Annotated in this window: 16 protein-coding genes; 13 read left to right on the top strand and 3 right to left on the bottom strand. The window is 51.8% G+C overall.

The features are described 5' to 3' along the window. Positions 1 to 24: 24 nt before the first annotated feature. Together ACETK5_RS19455 and ACETK5_RS19450 are read right to left on the bottom strand one after the other, a co-directional pair. Complete coding sequence (locus ACETK5_RS19455) at positions 25 to 303, bottom strand: hypothetical protein (RefSeq protein WP_100535854.1); 279 nt, start codon at positions 301 to 303, stop codon at positions 25 to 27. Positions 304 to 472: 169 nt separating this feature from the next. Continuing rightward, positions 473 to 1,309, bottom strand: coding sequence for a sugar phosphate isomerase/epimerase family protein (locus tag ACETK5_RS19450; RefSeq protein WP_394057191.1), 837 nt, complete (start codon positions 1,307 to 1,309; stop codon positions 473 to 475). Between the two features lie 300 nt (positions 1,310 to 1,609). Between ACETK5_RS19450 and ACETK5_RS19445 the strand changes: the two genes are divergently transcribed. The 7 genes from ACETK5_RS19445 (at position 1,610) to ACETK5_RS19415 (ending at position 8,534) form a co-directional block, all read left to right on the top strand. Next, a complete protein-coding gene (locus tag ACETK5_RS19445) occupies positions 1,610 to 2,575 on the top strand; it encodes an acetylxylan esterase (RefSeq protein ID WP_394057189.1) in 966 nt (321 codons plus the stop codon). Between the two features lie 291 nt (positions 2,576 to 2,866). Next, positions 2,867 to 3,241 (top strand): Na-translocating system protein MpsC family protein, encoded by a 375-nt coding sequence (locus ACETK5_RS19440; RefSeq protein ID WP_326112496.1) that lies wholly within the window; start codon positions 2,867 to 2,869, stop codon positions 3,239 to 3,241. Positions 3,242 to 3,540: 299 nt separating this feature from the next. Beyond that, on the top strand, positions 3,541 to 4,320 hold the full coding sequence (locus ACETK5_RS19435) for an ABC transporter ATP-binding protein (RefSeq protein WP_394057188.1): 780 nt from the start codon (positions 3,541 to 3,543) through the stop codon (positions 4,318 to 4,320). Between the two features lie 29 nt (positions 4,321 to 4,349). Then, positions 4,350 to 5,231 carry an ABC transporter permease gene (locus tag ACETK5_RS19430; RefSeq protein ID WP_394057186.1) on the top strand — a complete coding sequence of 294 codons (882 nt, stop codon included), beginning with the start codon at positions 4,350 to 4,352 and terminating at the stop codon, positions 5,229 to 5,231. Positions 5,232 to 5,275: 44 nt separating this feature from the next. Continuing rightward, entirely contained in the window at positions 5,276 to 6,319 is a 1,044-nt protein-coding gene (locus ACETK5_RS19425; protein WP_326112492.1) for an ABC transporter substrate-binding protein, read from the top strand. Between the two features lie 50 nt (positions 6,320 to 6,369). Further along, the gene (locus tag ACETK5_RS19420; RefSeq protein WP_100535861.1) at positions 6,370 to 7,032 is read left to right on the top strand and encodes a cysteine hydrolase family protein; all 663 of its coding nucleotides are present in this window, start codon (positions 6,370 to 6,372) and stop codon (positions 7,030 to 7,032) included. Positions 7,033 to 7,130: 98 nt separating this feature from the next. After that, positions 7,131 to 8,534: an MFS transporter gene (locus ACETK5_RS19415; RefSeq protein ID WP_394057183.1), complete on the top strand. Its 1,404-nt coding sequence runs from the start codon at positions 7,131 to 7,133 to the stop codon at positions 8,532 to 8,534. A gap of 66 nt (positions 8,535 to 8,600) precedes the next feature. On the opposite strand, the gene ACETK5_RS19410 is transcribed toward ACETK5_RS19415, so the two are convergent. Continuing rightward, complete coding sequence (locus tag ACETK5_RS19410; protein ID WP_394057181.1) at positions 8,601 to 9,674, bottom strand: M42 family metallopeptidase; 1,074 nt, start codon at positions 9,672 to 9,674, stop codon at positions 8,601 to 8,603. Between the two features lie 561 nt (positions 9,675 to 10,235). Here ACETK5_RS19410 and spoVAC point away from each other — a divergent pair. The 6 genes from spoVAC to ACETK5_RS19380 all read left to right on the top strand — a co-directional run bounded on the left by spoVAC (position 10,236) and on the right by ACETK5_RS19380 (position 16,717). Then, complete coding sequence (gene spoVAC, locus ACETK5_RS19405) at positions 10,236 to 10,724, top strand: stage V sporulation protein AC (RefSeq protein ID WP_100535864.1); 489 nt, start codon at positions 10,236 to 10,238, stop codon at positions 10,722 to 10,724. Positions 10,725 to 10,730: 6 nt separating this feature from the next. Continuing rightward, entirely contained in the window at positions 10,731 to 11,744 is a 1,014-nt protein-coding gene (gene spoVAD, locus ACETK5_RS19400; protein ID WP_100535865.1) for a stage V sporulation protein AD, read from the top strand. Positions 11,745 to 11,748: 4 nt separating this feature from the next. Then, positions 11,749 to 12,099 (top strand): stage V sporulation protein AE, encoded by a 351-nt coding sequence (gene spoVAE, locus ACETK5_RS19395; RefSeq protein WP_100535866.1) that lies wholly within the window; start codon positions 11,749 to 11,751, stop codon positions 12,097 to 12,099. A 174-nt stretch (positions 12,100 to 12,273) separates the two neighbouring features. Beyond that, complete coding sequence (locus tag ACETK5_RS19390) at positions 12,274 to 13,230, top strand: AAA family ATPase (protein ID WP_100535867.1); 957 nt, start codon at positions 12,274 to 12,276, stop codon at positions 13,228 to 13,230. Positions 13,231 to 13,232: 2 nt separating this feature from the next. After that, on the top strand, positions 13,233 to 14,480 hold the full coding sequence (locus ACETK5_RS19385; protein ID WP_326117687.1) for a DUF58 domain-containing protein: 1,248 nt from the start codon (positions 13,233 to 13,235) through the stop codon (positions 14,478 to 14,480). Further along, positions 14,477 to 16,717 carry a transglutaminase domain-containing protein gene (locus tag ACETK5_RS19380; RefSeq protein WP_394057177.1) on the top strand — a complete coding sequence of 747 codons (2,241 nt, stop codon included), beginning with the start codon at positions 14,477 to 14,479 and terminating at the stop codon, positions 16,715 to 16,717. Before ACETK5_RS19385 ends, ACETK5_RS19380 begins: the two co-directional genes overlap by 4 nt. Positions 16,718 to 16,862: the final 145 nt, after the last annotated feature.

Genomic DNA, 16,862 nt, shown 5'->3' with positions numbered 1-16,862 from the left:
GACGGTTGGTTTTTTAGGTTGGCTCTACTCGGGTTTCTTTTGTCCCGGGTCTGCTTGAATGCTCTCGTCTTCGCCAGGATACTCTCGTTCAATGCCCATGTGCAGGTTGCGATCCTCATAATCAAACCGATTCGGAGGCCGCTGATCCTTGCGCCATGGGGTGCTCTTTCCAAGGGAATCGCTGCGGAGATCGGAACCGTAAGGTCCCTCGGGAAATTCCTCGGCCACCAGATCGTTTCGCTGTGACTCAACGGTAGACAGATCCGTAAAGTTATCCCGTTCTTCCTTCTTAAATCCGTTCATTCCTGAGACCTCCTGAAAAGGTGCTTAACCTACCATTTCAGTGTTCCCCTGAACAGGTGGAATCATTCCGTTATGTGACGTGGCTTCCCCACCGCGTGACACGGAGAGTTTGCCAGTCCTGAGTATCTGCCAGTCAGTTAACCGCCCTCAGCATGCATGGAACCTCTAATTATAATCCTGCAGCACCGAATACGTTGTTGAAGGCTTGACGTGATTTGGCAACGAGTTCTTCCGGCGTGCCCGTTGGTGTGGAAGGCGTCAGAATTTCTTGTGTAACCGGGCCTGCATAGCCGATATCGTTCAGAGCCTTAAGAAACCCTGGCAGATCAATTACGCCTTCACCCGGATAAACCCGATCATTATCGAGAACATCCCCCACGGGAATATTCTTCGCATCATTAATGTGGACATGAACGATTTGTTCAGCCCGCAGCTGCCGGATATCCGAAACCGTCATCTCATTGGTGTACCAGTGATAGGCATCATATAGCAGCCCGACATTCGGTTCCCCGATGGCATCGATCCAATCCAATGTTTCTTGTACCGTCCAGATGAACGGGTTCTTCCATTGGGTGCGCAGATGATGCGGGCCTACGAACTCCAGGGCCAATCGAATTCCGTATGCTCCCAAAATGCTGGCACAAGTCCGCAGCCTTGTGGTGGCCAGAGCCATGAAATGAGCTGCGGGTGCATCAGTGGAAGGAAGAATGTATGTACAGCAGCGAGTGCAGCCAAGGGCACTGGCCGCTGCCGCTGCTGCCGGCAGTTTCTCAAGTCCGCTTAGGAACTGCTCGTTCGACCCTCTCCATTCCACGGGAAGGCCGATCGCCCCGATTTCCAGTTGGCGGGATTTCAGCATATCGGCCGCCGCTTCTGTGCCTAGGCGGTCTACAAGACCTTTGGCATCGATATCGACGCATTGGAATTCATATTTGGCCGCGAGCTCGATAAACTGTAAATCGCTTTCAAGCTTTCCGAGTCCTGCGCTTGTTAAACCTTGCAGCATATTCATCGTCTCCATTCGCTATAAGATGTCGTATTGCTCTGGCGGGCGCATCGTTTATATCAACCCGTTGGTTTTTCATAGTTTCTATTATGATATGTTCAACTCTATAAATCTATGATCGCTTTTTAATTTTTTTAGAAAAGATAACGATTGGAGCCCCGATCAATTCGTTATTTTGAGAGAAAACGTAATAAACCGGCATGAATTCCTACCGTTTCGAAAGGGATTGCGGATGTGTTGCCGAAATAACCATGTTACAAGAACCTTCACTTCACTCGCGAAAAGGAGATTTAACTCAGAATGAATACCATTGACCTGCGTAAGAAAGAGCTTGGCAACTTGTATACGGAACCTACGATCAACGAGGAGGCATTGAATCGATTTTGGGAGGAAGTGTTGAAGTCGTATAGCGGCAAGCCGCTTCACATGGCCATTCAGCCGGAAGCGACGCCATATCCCCATATGAAGGTATCCAAGGTAACCTATCATGGTTATGATGATACGCCCATCCATGCTTGGTATATCGCTCCAGCTATGCAACCTTCGGACGAAAAACCCCGACCGTGTATCGTAACCTTCCCGGGTTATTCCGGAGACCGTGGATTTCCAGAACGGTATGCTCACTGGCTGATGCTGGGTTATACGGTGTTTGCCGCTGACGTCAGGGGACAGGGCGGGGAGACCGGGAATCTGCTGCCATTGGACAGCGGCGTGGTTAAAGGCTGGGTGACACAGGGGATTACAGATATTCGTCGCTCCTATTACATGGCAGTCGTTATGGATGCTGTGAGAGCGGTGGATGCGGCATCGCAGCAACCCGGAGTGGATCCGAAAAAAATTGCCGTGGTAGGCGGCAGTCAGGGTGGCGGACTGTCTCTGCTGGCAGGGGCCCTGAATCCGAAGGTCGCGGCCATTGTGGCCGACATTCCCAACATGTGCAGAATGGATTACGGGATTCTGCATTCGGTCAGCTCGCTGAGCGAAATCGCCCAATACATAAAGCGGTACCCGGAGCAATTGGATCAGATCCTGGAGCATCTATCGTACTTTGACATGCTGAATCTGGCGCCGCGAATCCAGGTGCCGGTCATGGTATCCGCTGGTTGGAAGGATACGGTCTGCATGCCTGAAACCATATATGCAGCTTACAATCGAATGAAATCGGCAAAAGAAATAAGAGACTATCCGTTCTCCGGCCATGAAGTCAATGAGCACCAGAAGCGGGAGGGCGTCTTGTTCCTGGAACGGATTTTTAACGGGGAATAGAACAAGGTGATAGATTTAGGGCGTGGGCACGGGGCCCGACGCCCGATCAGGATTACTCTTTATTTAGGAAGAGGGCAGAAGTAAAGTAAACGGAACCACACTTAAAAAGATGTTATGTTAATGTTATATAAATTGACATTAATTAAGTTTTTGTTATCTTTTTTGACGTTTATGTATTGACAATAGCCCGATATCGCCTATAATTATACCCAAGGACAGAAAAACTCGATAAACACCCTATACCTACCCGGGTCAATGTAATATTAATTTACACAAAAGGGATGTTGAACCATGATGACAGCAGGCGAACTCAAGCAGGATCTTTTGAGGGTTTACAACGCGATAAATAAGAAAATATTTAACGTGGGTGTAAAGCAGCAAAAAGTCGATTTCGTTGGCAACAAAATCATCATTGTATCGAGGAATAGTAGAGTCCCCGTCCTCAAACTGCTGGATGAGAATTACCCCCTCTCTACCCGGCAGTTGGACCACCTTTTATTTCAGGTGTTCAAGCAGGAGATTAGAACCTCCTTGGAACAGCAGTTTCAATTTAAAATCATCTCCATTCTTAAAGACTATGATGCAGAGACCGAGTTTTCCGGTACCATCGTATTTTTGGAGAGGGATGTAGAAGCATATCTGAACGACATGCCGGAACTCTTGTAGTGCGGGTTCAAAAAGTCAGTTTTCAGCACCGAAGCTTATGCTTCCGATGTGCGTTTTTTCAAAACGCTTTAGTTGGATGAAGCTAGGGACTGAGGAGCGGAGCGTAGGTGCTTCGTGATCAAAAGATGACTTTTTGAACAACCTCGAGTAGAGAGCGGGCCGATCGTCAGTTTGGTACCAAGGCACACACATGTGTGCGGCTTGGGGCTGGACTGGCGATTTTTTGTTACATCCGCTTTTGAAAATACATGTTTGATGTTTCTGAAAAATCATGAAATCAAAAAAGAGGAGGAAGAGGCATGACTCACAAAATTGAAATTTCGGGCGTCAGCAAATGGTTCCTCAGAAATGGGGAAGAGATTGCGGCCATGCGGGAGACGAGTCTGGCGATTGAGGAGGGGCGTTTTGTCAGCATTATCGGCCCCAGCGGGTGCGGCAAATCCACCCTGTTTAACATTATCGCCGGTCTAATGCCGCCCTCCACGGGCAAGGTGATGGCTGACGGCAAAGATATCGTGGGCACCACCGGTTACGTGGGCTACATGCTGCAAAAGGACATGCTTCTGCCTTGGCGCACCATCCTCGACAACATCATTTTAGGCATGGAGGTCCGAGGCGTTCCTTATAAGGAAGCCGTAGAGAGGGCGCTGCCCTTGATGGAAAAGTATGGACTAAAGGGCTTTGACAAGCATTATCCGAAGGAGCTGTCGGGAGGGATGAAACAGCGCGCCGCGCTGCTGCGGACGCTGCTCTACGACCGGGATATCATTTTGCTGGACGAGCCCTTCGGCGCACTGGATGCCCAAACGAGGCTGACCATGCAGAACTGGCTGCTGCAGATCTGGGAGGATTTTGGGAAAACGGTGCTGTTTGTTACCCATGACATCGACGAAGCGATTTACCTGTCGGATGACATCTACGTGTTCTCGTCCAGACCCGGACGGATCAAGTCCAAAATCACCGTAACGATGGAGCGTCCGCGCAAAACCGAAGACATGACGTCCCCGGCATTCATGGAGCTGAAGCATCATCTTATGGATTTGTTGTCAGCCGGACATGATGAGGAACTAATATCGTAGGGAATAAGAACGAATGAGGAGGGAAACCGATGGAAACTGCACGCAAAGAGGCTTTTATCGTACATGCCGTAACACCAGCGGAACCTGCCACGGGTTCATCCAAACGGCCGGAGGTTGTGCCCTACATCTTGGATGAAGAGGCGATGGAGCGCCGGAGGAGCAGGCGGATCGTCTGGGGGCGGGCCGTTGTGGCCGTACTTGTTTTTCTGGTATGGGAGGTGTTCACCCGGCTCGGCCTGCTGGACTCCTATTATTGGAGCAGCCCAAGCGCGATCCTTCGCACAACCTGGACCCAAATGACCGAGGGGACGTTGTTAAGGGATATTACGTACACTTCCGGGTCAACCATACTCGGATTTGTGTTCGGCACCTTCCTCGGTGCACTGCTCGGGCTATCGTTCTGGTGGTCAAGATCGTATGCAGGGATCAGCGAGCCGTATCTTATCATTTTGAATGCCATGCCCAAGCTCGCTTTGGCGCCCGTACTCGTCATACTGCTGGGTATTGGATTCTTTTCCAAGGCGGCGCTGGCGTTCTCCATGACGGTTGTCGTTTCGGCGCTGTCTGCTTACAGCGGTGTGAAGAGCGTGGATCCGGATATGGAGAAGCTGATGTATTCCCTGGGCGCCAAGCGGCATCAGGTCTTTGCCAAGGTCGTTGTCCCCTGGTCCATGCCCTGGATTATCAGCAGTTTGCGGATTAACATTGCCCTTGCGCTGGCAGGTGCCATCGTAGGCGAGTTTATCGCTTCAAGTCAGGGCGTCGGCCGAATGATTATGTATGCAGGGACGATACTCGATATCAATCTCGTGTGGGTGGGCGTCGTTGTCCTGTCGCTGCTGTCCATGGTGATGTACTGGGGCGTGGTCGTGATGGAGAAGTGGTTATCCAAGGGATTGACCAAACAATAGACACAATAATCGAACTCATTATTTCTATTAAAGGGGGAATTCATATGAACCAAAAAATGAGGAAACGTTCACTGTTGTTTGCACTGGTCATGGTCACCGGTCTGCTTGGCGCCTGCGGCAATGAAAAAAACGACGCCAGCACCGTGTCCGCCTCGGGTGACGGGAAGCTGAAGAAAATCGTGATCGCCGAGCCGCTTCACTCCACGGGCTATCTGCCACTGTACGTCGCACAGCGCGAAGGTTTCTTTGAGAAAAGAGGGCTGGACGTCGAGGTCATCCAAGCGGCCGGAGGGGCGCACGTAACGGCCGTGGTCAGCGGAGATGCCTGGGGTGTTATCGGCGGGACAGAGTCCAACGCCTTGGCTAACAACAACAATTCCGATCCAATCATCTCGGTCGTGAATGTTGTCAATCGGGCGAACGTGTATTTAATGGCCAAGAAAGGCACCGCGCCTGCGAGCAATTCTCCCGAAGACCTGAAGGCATTTTTGCAAGGGAAAAAGATTAACGCCGGTCGCCACGGCGGTACGCCAAACCTTCTGACCCGCTATCTCTTGATTCAGCTTGGACTCGATCCGGAAAAGGATGTGCAGCTGCTGGAGCCGGCAGATGGCTCAACGGTGGTGACGATGGTCCAGCAGGGTGCAGCCGACATAGCGAACGGAGCCGAGCCGCAGATCAGTGACGGGATATCGAAGAACGTATGGGAAGAGCCGTTTTACAAGTTTCATGATCTGGGAGATTTCTCGTATTCGGTGCTCAGCGTGAAGAAGTCTACCATCGAGAAGGATCCGGAAGCCGTGCAAAGCTTTACCGATGCCATTATCGAAGCGCTGGAAGTCGTGCAGACGGATAAAGAGCTGGCCAAGAAGAACCTGAAAGCCGAATTCCCGACGTTGTCTGACGATGCCATCCAAGCTGCGTTGGACCGGGCCTATGCAGACAATCTCTGGAGCTTGGACGGGATGATCTCGGAAGAGGCGTTGAAGCATGATATGGATGTCATGATCGAGACCGGGATTTTTAAAGGGGATTACACCTATGATGCGCTGGTGGATATGCAGTTTGTGAACCATTCCAACAAGTAAGCGGCAGGGTTCATTCTTACCAATACAGGTCTGAAGGGGAGAGAGTCACGATGAAATCTTTAAATCAGCTGATGCTTGGGAGTAAAGCGGCTGTCATTGTCGTTGATGTGCAAAATGATTATTGCCATCCCGAGGGGGCACTGCCTCGAGCGGGATGCGATGTTAGCGGGGTGGCAGCGATGATGCCGCAGCTGCACAGGCTGCTGCATTCAGCCAGAGAGCTGAACGTCCCCGTTATCTTCATTCAGACGCTTCACGAGAAAGCGACGGACTCCGACGCATGGACCACCCGGTCCTCGGGACGTTCGGCTAACGTATGCCGGAGGGGAAGCTGGGGAGCGGAATTTTACGAGGTATCGCCGGAGGAGGACGATATTATTGTCAATAAACACCGGTACAGCGCTTTTGTGAATACAAGGCTGGATTCGGTATTGAAGACGCTGAAGATCGAGACCTTGATCATGACGGGGGTCAGCACCAATGTGTGTGTGGAATCGACGGCCCGGGACGGGTTTATGCTGGATTATCATATCGTGCTTGTAGCTGATGCTTGCGCATCGTATTCGACAACGGCCCATGAAATGACGCTTGAGAATATTGAAGGCTATTTCGGGAAAGTTAGTGAGGTAGCGGAGCTTATCGATATTTGGATGGATCAAATGCCCGAGGAACCGCTGCGGCCGATGTCGACGGCTCAGCCGGCCATCGGCTAGCTTGTCAGAACGTGGTTCTAACAGAGGGAAGCTCTCGAATGCGGGAGCTTTTTCTATGAACGGCACAGAAATTAATGAATAAAGCTGGTGAGTCCTGCATGAATAACAGATCAAGGATGATCGTCCAATATACCATTTGTTTAGGGGCTTTTCTGTCCAATCTGTCGGCCGGCATGTTCAACATTGCGCTTGTTGATATCGCCAGAACGTTTGATTCCACCATCCCTACGGCCCAGTGGATCGTCACCGCCTATTTGCTTGTTATCTCCATATTGCTTCCGGTCATGGGAAAACTCGGGGATATGCTGGGCAGGCGGAAAATCCACAATATCGGCTATTTTGTGTTTATGGCAGGTGTGCTCTGCTGCGCCTTGTCTCCTTCATTAAACGGACTGGTATCTTCCCGAATTCTACAAGGCGTAGGAGCGGCTATGTATCAAGCCACCAATATGGCGCTGATCATCTCCGTGTTTCCGAAGGAACAGCGCGGCAAAGCGCTCGGGCTTATCAGCACGTTTGTTGCAGCAGGCTCGATGGTCGGACCGAGTCTTGGCGGGATATTGATTCAGTGGTTTTCGTGGCGGAGCAATTTCTGGCTGCTGACGGCTGTTTCCTTGATTGCATGGTTGTTTGCCCGGCGCTTCATTCCGAAGGACGAACCGGAAAAAGGCGTAAGCCGATTGGATGTCCCGGGGGCTGCCTTTTTTGCAACATCCTTAACCGGACTGGTTACGGCCGTCAATTTGGGGGCTCAGTGGGGATGGGGTTCATGGCAGGTTGCCGTGCTGTTCATCGTGTTTGGAGCGGGAGCTGCTGCATTCATCGGGTGGTGTCTATCGTCGCGGTGGGAACGAGGAGGGAAGGGGAATCTCCCGTTTATGAAGCTGGATCTGTTTCGGGATACAGGCGTTAGCGTAGGAATCATCATTACGATCATCACCTATATGGCGGCCTTCTCCGCACAGCTTGTGTTGCCCGTGTTTTTGCTGAGCGAGCTGGGCGTTGAACCTGCCACGGCAGGGCTGATCATGATGGGATATCCGTTGTCCCTGATTATTTTCTCGCCGCTGAGCGGGAGCCTGTCGGACAAGCTGGGGACATTCCCGTTATTGTCTGCCGGCCTGCTGGTCATGACGGCAGCGTTATTAGTGCTCGGTTTTGTATCGCCGGCATATCCGATCTTCTTTCTGATTCTGCTTATCGTCCTGCTCGGCGGTTCCATGGGCATGATTACGCCCCCGAACAATTCCCTGGTGATGGGCAGGACAGCCAAAACGGACCTCGGCCTGATCAGCAGCATTTTGGCGCTGTCACGAAATCTGGGGATGATGTTTGGTACGGCCGCGGGGGGTGCCATGCTGGCGCTCCCGGGCCAGTCGGCAGGGGGACTTATAGGATTTCGCATGATATTTGTGCTGAATACAGCGCTGGTTGTTATTGTCTATTTAACGATGATTTTATCCTTTCGGTTCGCACGGCATAAAGAGACGTTATCTTCATAAGGAAGAAGTAAGAAAAAGGGTATCCGCGGTCTCTTTGAGACCTGCAGGATACCCTTTTCTTATAGATTATGCCCGGTCGAGAATCGTCTGGAGTGTCGTGCGATCCAAACCTTTCACGAGCTTGATCAGAAGTTCTTTAGCAGCTTCGTAGTCGTCCGTGTGGATGATGGACGAAGATGTATGGATATAGCGGGAGCAAATGCCGATGATGGTAGACGGAACGCCGATGCCGCTAAGATGCACTTGGCCTGCGTCCGTGCCGCCCGGCGAGACGAAGTATTGGTATTTGATTTTGTTTGTCTCCGCCGTATCTTGAACGTACTCGACCATTCCGCGGTGAGTCAGCATTGTCGGATCGAAGATGCGGAGCAGTGCGCCTTGACCCAATTGACCGAACTGGCTCTTGTCCCCCATCATGTCGTTTGCCGCGCTGGCATCCAATCCGAAGAAAATATCCGGCTGAATCAGGTTGGCTGAAGTACGTGCTCCACGCAGTCCGAGCTCTTCTTGGACGGTTGCGCCGGCGTAAACGGTGTTAGGCAGCTTCTCGCCATGGAGCGCCTGGACCAGCTCGATTGCCAGGCCAACGCCATAGCGGTTATCCCACGCTTTGGCCATGATTTTTTTCGGATTGGCCAGCGGCGTAAATTCACAGATCGGAGCCACTTGCAATCCGGGACGAATGCCAAACGCTTCCGCTTCCGCCTTGTTGTCGGCACCGATATCGATATACATGGTCTTGATGTCGACCGGCTTGCTGCGCTGCGCTTCATCCAGCAGATGCGTAGGAATGGAGCCGACAACTCCGACGATAGGGCCGTTGTCCGTGATGATTTGCAGGCGCTGAGCAAGCACGGCCTGACTCCACCAGCCGCCGAGCGGCTGGAAACGGACCATACCCGCTTCGGTTATGCCGGTTACCATGAAACCGACCTCATCCATGTGACCGGCCACCATGACTTTCGGACCTTCATCGTTACCGCGAAGAACGGCGAACAGACTGCCCAGCCGATCCTGCATGAACTCATCTGTATATGGAGAGAGGGCATCCTTCAACCAGGAACGAAGTTCCCTCTCAAAGCCTGGTGCAGCCGGGAATTCCGTCAAAGTACGAAATAATTCCAGTGTTGATTCATTCATTACGAAATCGCTCCTTTAAAAAAGGTATGTAAGAGTTTTTCCTTTTCTAGTATGCCCCTATATATCTGAAAAGTCTACAAAACCCGTACCGCTAAAGACACGTCATTATTTATTAGTAGTTGGAACAAGCACCCTGCATCCGGGAAAGGAATACGATGTAGAAACGAAGTGGAATTTTGGTTGTCCGTGGGAAGGAGCAGAGTATGAAGCACCATGGGATTGAGGTAAACGTCTATCATGCCGAAGTCAGAGAACTTCTGCTCATTATGGTTCTGTTCATCCTCCTCGTCATTTTGCTGAAATACATTCTTATATAATGACCGGCTCCAGCAATGATGACAGGCGACTCTTATTTCAGCTTTCAGGGATACTCCTGGAGGCTGATTTTTCGTGTGGGGCAATCTTGGCGTTAGGACAAGCTGTGATTACCACGTGAGAAGGATGATTTTCCAAACATAAAGGGAGTTCATTCAAAGCATAATGATATCGAGTGATATCCATAGCGGCTCTTTAGCCTTTTTAGAGGATTCCATACTTAAATAAAAGCGGAGGTGTATTGAAATGTCAGGCTCTAACCAAAAGCCGAAGTCTGATATCACCACAATGAGCTCGGCGGAATATCAGGCAATTGCCAAAAAGCATGAACCTCCCCGCGCCGTACTTAAAAATTGTCTGCGCGCTTTTTTGGTGGGAGGTCTCATCTGTTTGATCGGCCAATGCATTCAGCGGTTTTTTATGTCCGTATTCGACATGAGCACCACCGAAGCGAGCAATCCGACGGTAGCCGTGCTGATTATACTCTCCGTCATTCTGACCAGCTTCGGCGTGTATGACAAAATTGCGCAATGGGCGGGAGCAGGCAGCGCCGTGCCGGTTACGGGGTTCGCGAATTCCATGTGCTCCGCAGCGCTTGAGCACCGCGCGGAGGGTTTGGTACTGGGGGTCGGGGCCAGCATGTTTAAGCTGGCGGGATCTGTCATTGTATTTGGTACCGTCGCAGCGTTTATCATCGGTATCATTTACGCTATTTTTGGCATCGAGGGGAGGTAACGAGAGATGAAGGTGATCGGCCAAACCTGGCAGTTCGAGAACAAACCCGTCATTATCGGCACGGGGACGATTGTAGGACCTGAGGAAGGCGAAGGGCCACTCGCCGATGATTTCGACTACATCTACGACAATATTGAGATCAACGAAAAAACATGGGAAAAAGCGGAACGAAAACTGCTGGAGGATGCTTCAAGCAAGGCGGTCGAAAAGGCGGGCATCAAGGAAGACCAGCTGCAGTTTTTTGTGGGTGGGGACTTGATGAACCAGATCATCAGCAGCTCGTTTGCCGCAAGACAGTTGGGTGTGCCTTACATCGGCGTATTCGGAGCTTGCTCTACATCGATGGAGAGCCTCGCGGTGGCCTCCATGCTCGTGGATTCAGGAGGGGCCAAGTATGTCATGGCCGGCACGGCAAGCCACAACTGTACGGTCGAGAAGCAGTTTCGTTATCCGACGGAGTACGGATCGCAGAAACCGCCGTATGCGCAATATACGATTACCGGAGCAGGCTGCTCGGTCATTTCGGACAAGGGAGACGGTCCTGCTGTCACGTATGCCACTATCGGCAAAGTGGTTGATCTGGGCATCAAGGATCCGTTCAATATGGGGGCGGCAATGGCTCCGGCGGCAGCCGATACGATAACAAAGCACTTTAAAGACACAGGCCGGCAAGCGAAGGATTATGATCTGATCGTGACCGGTGACCTGGCCTCCGTTGGGCTTCCGATAGCCAAAGATCTCTTGAAACAAAATGATGTCATCATGGACGGTACGGTGTTTGCCGACTGCGGCTTAATGATCTACGACTTGGAAACACAGAAATACGTTAATGCAGGGGGCAGCGGCTGCGGCTGTTCGGCCGTTGTCACGTATGGCCATATTTTGAAACGGATGCGTAAAGGCGAATTGAAAAAGGTGCTGGTCGTTGCAACCGGGGCCTTGCTGTCGCCTCTTTCTTACCAGCAGGGTGAGAGCATTCCGTGCATCGCTCACGCCGTAGCCTTAGAGATGGGAGGATAACACAATGCAGTTTTTATGGGCGTTTATTATTGGCGGTCTGATTTGCGTCATTGGGCAAATTATGATGGACGTTATTAAACTGACACCGGCACATACGATGAGTTCGTTAGTGGTCGCCGGAGCCATCGCCGATGGGTTCGGATTGTATGAGCCGCTTGTTAAATTCGCGGGAGCGGGAGCTTCCGTCCCGATCACCAGCTTTGGTAATTCGCTTGTGCATGGCGCCTTGACGGAACTGGGGAGGGACGGCTGGATCGGGGTCGTGACGGGGATATTCGAAGTCACCAGTGCGGGGATATCCTCGGCCATCATTTTCTCTTTCCTGGCGGCGCTGTTCGTCCGTCCGAAGGGATAAAACTGAATCATCAAGAAGGAAAGGGCCCTGGCTTCATGCCGGGGTCTTTTTCTGTTGAGAGGGACAACAAAAAGTTGAATAGGCAAAATATCTCTTCGAATGTACTCCAGGACCTCGATCATGTACAATAGTACTAAAATAAGTATTTATTCCCTTACAGGAGGTTAGTCATACATGCCCGTAAGCCAAGAATCCATGAAAATCATTACCTCGGTGCGAACCAATCTGGAGTCGTGCCTGCTAGGCAAAGAATTTGAGATCCAATTGCTCCTTACGGCGCTGCTCGCTGGCGGACATGTACTGATCGAGGATGTGCCCGGCACAGGAAAGACCCAATTGATCAAAGCATTAGCGAAATCCATGCAGGGAGACTACCGCCGGATTCAGTGCAACCCGGATATTCTCCCGAGTGATATAACGGGCGTTTCGGTATTCCACCCGAGAGATGAAATGTTTTACTTCCGTCCAGGTCCGGTCATGACCAACATTTTGCTGGCGGATGAAATCAACCGAGCGACAACCAAGACGCAATCGGCCCTGCTTGAGGTCATGGAGGAGCGCAGTGTAACGGTGGACGGGGCTACCCACGAACTCCCGCATCCCTTCATGCTGTGCGCGACCCAGAACCCGATCGATTTTGAAGGCACCTATATGCTCCCGGAAGCACAGCTGGACCGGTTTATGCTGAAGCTGAGCCTGGGTTACCCTGATGCTGTCACGGAGAAGCAGCTGATGTACCGTTCACGTGACGGACAACTGGCAGACAAACTTCAGCCGGTGACCCATATGGATAAGATTTCGACTATTCAACGTGAAATTCGCGAGGTATTCATCGGTGACCCTGTCGCCGATTACTTGCTGAATATAACCCGGTCGACCCGCGAGCACCCTTCCGTAATGCTGGGCGCAAGTCCCCGGGCGACGCTGTCATTCATGAATGCCGTTAAAGCCTATGCCTTCTTGCAAGAGAGGGATTACGTTCTGCCAGATGATGTGAAGACGCTGGCTCCATACGTGCTTTCGCACCGGATCATGCTGCGTCCGGAAGCCAGGCTCGACAATGCGAGTCCCGAATCGGTGCTCGAGTTTATACTGCGTCAGGTCAAAGTGCCTGTTCAGATGGGGAGATAGGCATGCGCCGCGCGGTTTCGTTATTTTTGAATGGCATGCAGCCGTCTAGACTCGCAGCGGTATTGGCGGTATGGTGCCTATGTCTTTTGTATGTATTATTTCAGGGGGGCAAAACCTCGCTCATGCTTTTCTCCATGGTCAGCCTTCTGACGATCTATTTGATCGGTGCAGGCTTTGGCGGAGTCAATCGCGTAAAAGCCCAGCGAAGCGTGCTGGGAGGATCGGAGCGCGGAGGAGAACTTCTTCATGCGGGTGAACAAGTCCGCGTGAAGCTGGAGGTCCATGTTCCGGGATTGCTGCCGATGCCCTATATGATCGTGCGTGAAGTATTGCAGAGGCACAACGGCGACTCCTGGTCTTTTGAAGATAGCGTCATTCCGAACCTCCGCGGTGCGGGCAAGCTTGTATTTCAGACCCCTCCGCTTGAACGGGGGCGGTATGCTTTTTCAAAGACGGAATGCATTAGCGAGGATATATTCGGGTTAATGGAGCACAAGGGACGCATTGAAGTCCAGACCGATTTCCGCGTTCTGCCGAGAACCATATATATTCCCAAATGGCAGCGAAATATACGGAATTCCAGGTTGGGCGGCACGCATACAACAGTTTCGGCTTCAAGACGGGAAACAACGCAGATCAACGGGGTCCGCGATTATGTATATGGCGACCGGATCTCCCGGATTCACTGGAATGCAACGGCGAAGACCGGCTCGTGGAAGTCGAAGGAATTTGAGCATGAATCCTTTCCCAGAACGATGATCGTGCTCGACTGCACCGCGGACGGATATGATCATGCCCAGCAATTCGAGTTGGCTGTATCGGCAGCCGCGTCGCTGATCGAATATGGTGCCAAGGAGCATGCGGGTACAGGCCTGTTCACGGCTACCCGCGAAGCTCAGATGTTCGCTCCCGCCGATCACGCCGGAGAGCGGATGCGCATGATTCAGCATTTGGTTGACGTGGATTATGACCGAAAAACCAAATTGATTGCTTCCCTGGAGAAATCCTATCGCCATTTTCCAAAAGGGGCCCTGTTTCTGCTGATCAGCCCGATGAGCGGCAAGGACGCTTCGGAGATCATGCGCTGGGTGGAGACCAGGGGAATGAACCCTTGCTTCTTGCAAGTAACCAATTCCAATGAAACGAATAAACGCGATGAATCCATTTCGCTTCTGCAATCCCGGGGGATTTCAAGCTATTCGGTTGCTTCTCTTGACGAGCTTCCGGCTGCGCTGGGAGGTGGTGCATGATGAAGTTATGGCTGGACAAACTATCTACGACATTCTTTAGTACGCTAACGATGCTATGGATCTGGATCATCGGGATGCAGTGGGTGTCCTTTACGGAGACGATATGGCTCTCGGAAACAACAGCCATCGTTATTGCAGCGTTAACCATTACGGCGGTTACCGAAGCGCTGCTGCCGATCAAGCAAGGGTACCGGGTGCTTATCCAGTTTATTTTGATCCTGTATTGTGTATACAGTTTGCTGAAAACTTACGGTAATCCGGTTCCTGCCTTTGGCGCTGAAGGGGCTTTGACCGAGGAAATCATGTATCTTTTTCCTTATTTGTGGTTTGCTATCGCCGCATGGGCCGTTTTTCTGTTCCTTGCGCGGTGGGCCAAAACCAAGGGGCGCGTGCTTTTTGTAGTCGGGATCAACGTTATCGGTTTTGCCGTGCTCGATTCCTTTACGAAAATCGTGCTGTGGGATGAGATCGCTTGGGTTGTCGGAGCGGGGATGGGCTGGCTCGTATCCAGCCATTTTAACCGGTTTCGCAGACGCTTTCCGCAGGGATGGGTCAATTTATCGAAGTATCCCTTTAAGATTATCGCCAACATTTTGGTCATCTTCTCGTTGATCATTGTGGCCGGCGTGAACATGCCGCATGTGAAGCCCACGTTAACGGATCCTTACACGGCGTGGAGAGAGTGGAACGGGGTACCGTTATCCGGCGGCAGTACAACCGGAACCGGAACCCTTATCGAGTCACCGTCTGAAAGCATGTCCGGATATGGACGTGAGGACAACGACCTTGGCGGCGGTTTTAATTTTGACTATTCACCGGTGATGTCGATTACCTCGGATGAACGCAGCTATTGGCGAGGGGAAACCAGAGCCGTATATTCGGGAACGGGTTGGGCGGACGGAGCCAGCAGCCGGCGTTCCGGCACGGGCGTGGGCATCGGTGAGGAATTGCCGGGAGAAGCCAGCGCATCCGTTCCTACCAAAACGTTGGAGCAGTCGGTAACGATGCTGAGTGATACGGTGTATCCGGTATTGTTCGGTGCCTATACCGTGCGTCAGTTGGAAAGTATGGATGAGGATATCGATCCGGATCGGCTCAGCTGGCTGCAGGAAGGCGCGGAAATGCATCTGGACGACGTTCGTAATGCGGACTATCCGAAGAGTTATACTTTAACGTCCGAAGTGCCGGTGATTCCAATCGATGAGCTGAGTACCAGAACTTATGATGAACTATATTCCGGCTCAATTGACGATGCTTATATCCAGATGCCGAGAAACTTCCCTGACCGCGTTTCCGATCTCGCCGAAGAAATTACCGCGGGCGGAGATACGCCGTATGAGAAGGTCATGCTCCTGCAACAATATTTATCGAGCAACTTTACCTATACCAACACGCCCGATCTTTCGCGTAAGCAGAGCGATGATTTTGTGGATGCGTTTCTGTTTGAAATCCAGGAAGGGTATTGCGATTATTTCTCGACATCCCTGGTGATGATGACACGGTCGCTGGATATCCCTGCACGCTGGGTCAAAGGCTACGCGCCGGGAAGAATGACGGCTTCGGAGTACGTACCGGCCGATGGTCAAACCTCGATTGAGCCCGGAAACTATACCGTTACGAATGCCGACGCTCATTCCTGGGTTGAAGTATACTTCGGCGAGTACGGCTGGGTTCCGATTGAAGCGACACCGGGCTTCAGCATGCCGATTCTGACGGCCGACGCAGACGCTGAGCCTGTCATTGAGGAAGAAGTTGAAGAAGAAGAGAACGCAGAGGACAAGACTACGCCAGCAGCAACCTCTGATCACCAGCAGCCCGGCTGGGTTAAAGTTGTTGTAACGGCCGCGGTGGTTGTTATCGTATTGTGGATTCTGTACATCGTATGGAGAATGCGCATCAGCCTGCGTTTTGCCGGGGCGCGTATTCGGGCAGGCAAGCCGCTGACGGCAGCGGATAAAGTCATTGCCGAAACCGAACGATGGATTCGTTCCGTGCAGCGCAGAGGCTTGGTGAGGCAGGAACATGAAACGCTCCGTGAATCGGTTAGCCGCTGGGTAAGTGCACACCCTGAGCTGGGAGCAGAGCTGAGACCGCTGCTGCAGCAATTTGAAGCCGCTCGTTACAGCCCGGCTGAAGTGAAGGAGGAGCAGTGGCGCTCCGTCCAACAGGATGCTCAGAAGCTGAAAAAGTTCATTAAGAAGGTCCGCATCGTACCCGAGAAACGTCTATCAACCTAATCCAAGAAGACAGACCGCGTGATGGTGGTTGTTGTTGGGTGTATCAGGATAGCTCGGTATGCATACGTTCTGATATCCGATCATTTCAAGACCGCCCGGTCCGCTTCCAAACAGCCGCCGGGTGGTCTTTTGCAGGTAAAGGTAG

Source organism: Paenibacillus ilasis, from assembly GCF_043195395.1.
Taxonomy (GTDB): domain Bacteria; phylum Bacillota; class Bacilli; order Paenibacillales; family Paenibacillaceae; genus Paenibacillus_AQ; species Paenibacillus_AQ lautus.
Note: the sequence above shows the minus strand (reverse complement) of the source record. Positions and strands in the feature narration are given on the sequence as shown.

What these genes read in the sequence shown, in the direction of transcription:
- spoVAC (WP_100535864.1), top strand. Translation starts at nt 10,236, where the DNA reads ATGTCAGGCTCTAACCAAAAGCCGAAGTCTGATATCACCACAATGAGC.
- ACETK5_RS19435 (WP_394057188.1), top strand. Translation starts at nt 3,541, where the DNA reads ATGACTCACAAAATTGAAATTTCGGGCGTCAGCAAATGGTTCCTCAGA.
- spoVAD (WP_100535865.1), top strand. Translation starts at nt 10,731, where the DNA reads ATGAAGGTGATCGGCCAAACCTGGCAGTTCGAGAACAAACCCGTCATT.
- ACETK5_RS19410 (WP_394057181.1), bottom strand. Translation starts at nt 9,674, where the DNA reads ATGAATGAATCAACACTGGAATTATTTCGTACTTTGACGGAATTCCCG.
- ACETK5_RS19425 (WP_326112492.1), top strand. Translation starts at nt 5,276, where the DNA reads ATGAACCAAAAAATGAGGAAACGTTCACTGTTGTTTGCACTGGTCATG.
- ACETK5_RS19385 (WP_326117687.1), top strand. Translation starts at nt 13,233, where the DNA reads ATGCGCCGCGCGGTTTCGTTATTTTTGAATGGCATGCAGCCGTCTAGA.
- ACETK5_RS19440 (WP_326112496.1), top strand. Translation starts at nt 2,867, where the DNA reads ATGATGACAGCAGGCGAACTCAAGCAGGATCTTTTGAGGGTTTACAAC.
- ACETK5_RS19415 (WP_394057183.1), top strand. Translation starts at nt 7,131, where the DNA reads ATGAATAACAGATCAAGGATGATCGTCCAATATACCATTTGTTTAGGG.
- spoVAE (WP_100535866.1), top strand. Translation starts at nt 11,749, where the DNA reads ATGCAGTTTTTATGGGCGTTTATTATTGGCGGTCTGATTTGCGTCATT.
- ACETK5_RS19450 (WP_394057191.1), bottom strand. Translation starts at nt 1,309, where the DNA reads ATGCTGCAAGGTTTAACAAGCGCAGGACTCGGAAAGCTTGAAAGCGAT.
- ACETK5_RS19455 (WP_100535854.1), bottom strand. Translation starts at nt 303, where the DNA reads ATGAACGGATTTAAGAAGGAAGAACGGGATAACTTTACGGATCTGTCT.
- ACETK5_RS19420 (WP_100535861.1), top strand. Translation starts at nt 6,370, where the DNA reads ATGAAATCTTTAAATCAGCTGATGCTTGGGAGTAAAGCGGCTGTCATT.
- ACETK5_RS19445 (WP_394057189.1), top strand. Translation starts at nt 1,610, where the DNA reads ATGAATACCATTGACCTGCGTAAGAAAGAGCTTGGCAACTTGTATACG.
- ACETK5_RS19430 (WP_394057186.1), top strand. Translation starts at nt 4,350, where the DNA reads ATGGAAACTGCACGCAAAGAGGCTTTTATCGTACATGCCGTAACACCA.
- ACETK5_RS19390 (WP_100535867.1), top strand. Translation starts at nt 12,274, where the DNA reads ATGCCCGTAAGCCAAGAATCCATGAAAATCATTACCTCGGTGCGAACC.
- ACETK5_RS19380 (WP_394057177.1), top strand. Translation starts at nt 14,477, where the DNA reads ATGATGAAGTTATGGCTGGACAAACTATCTACGACATTCTTTAGTACG.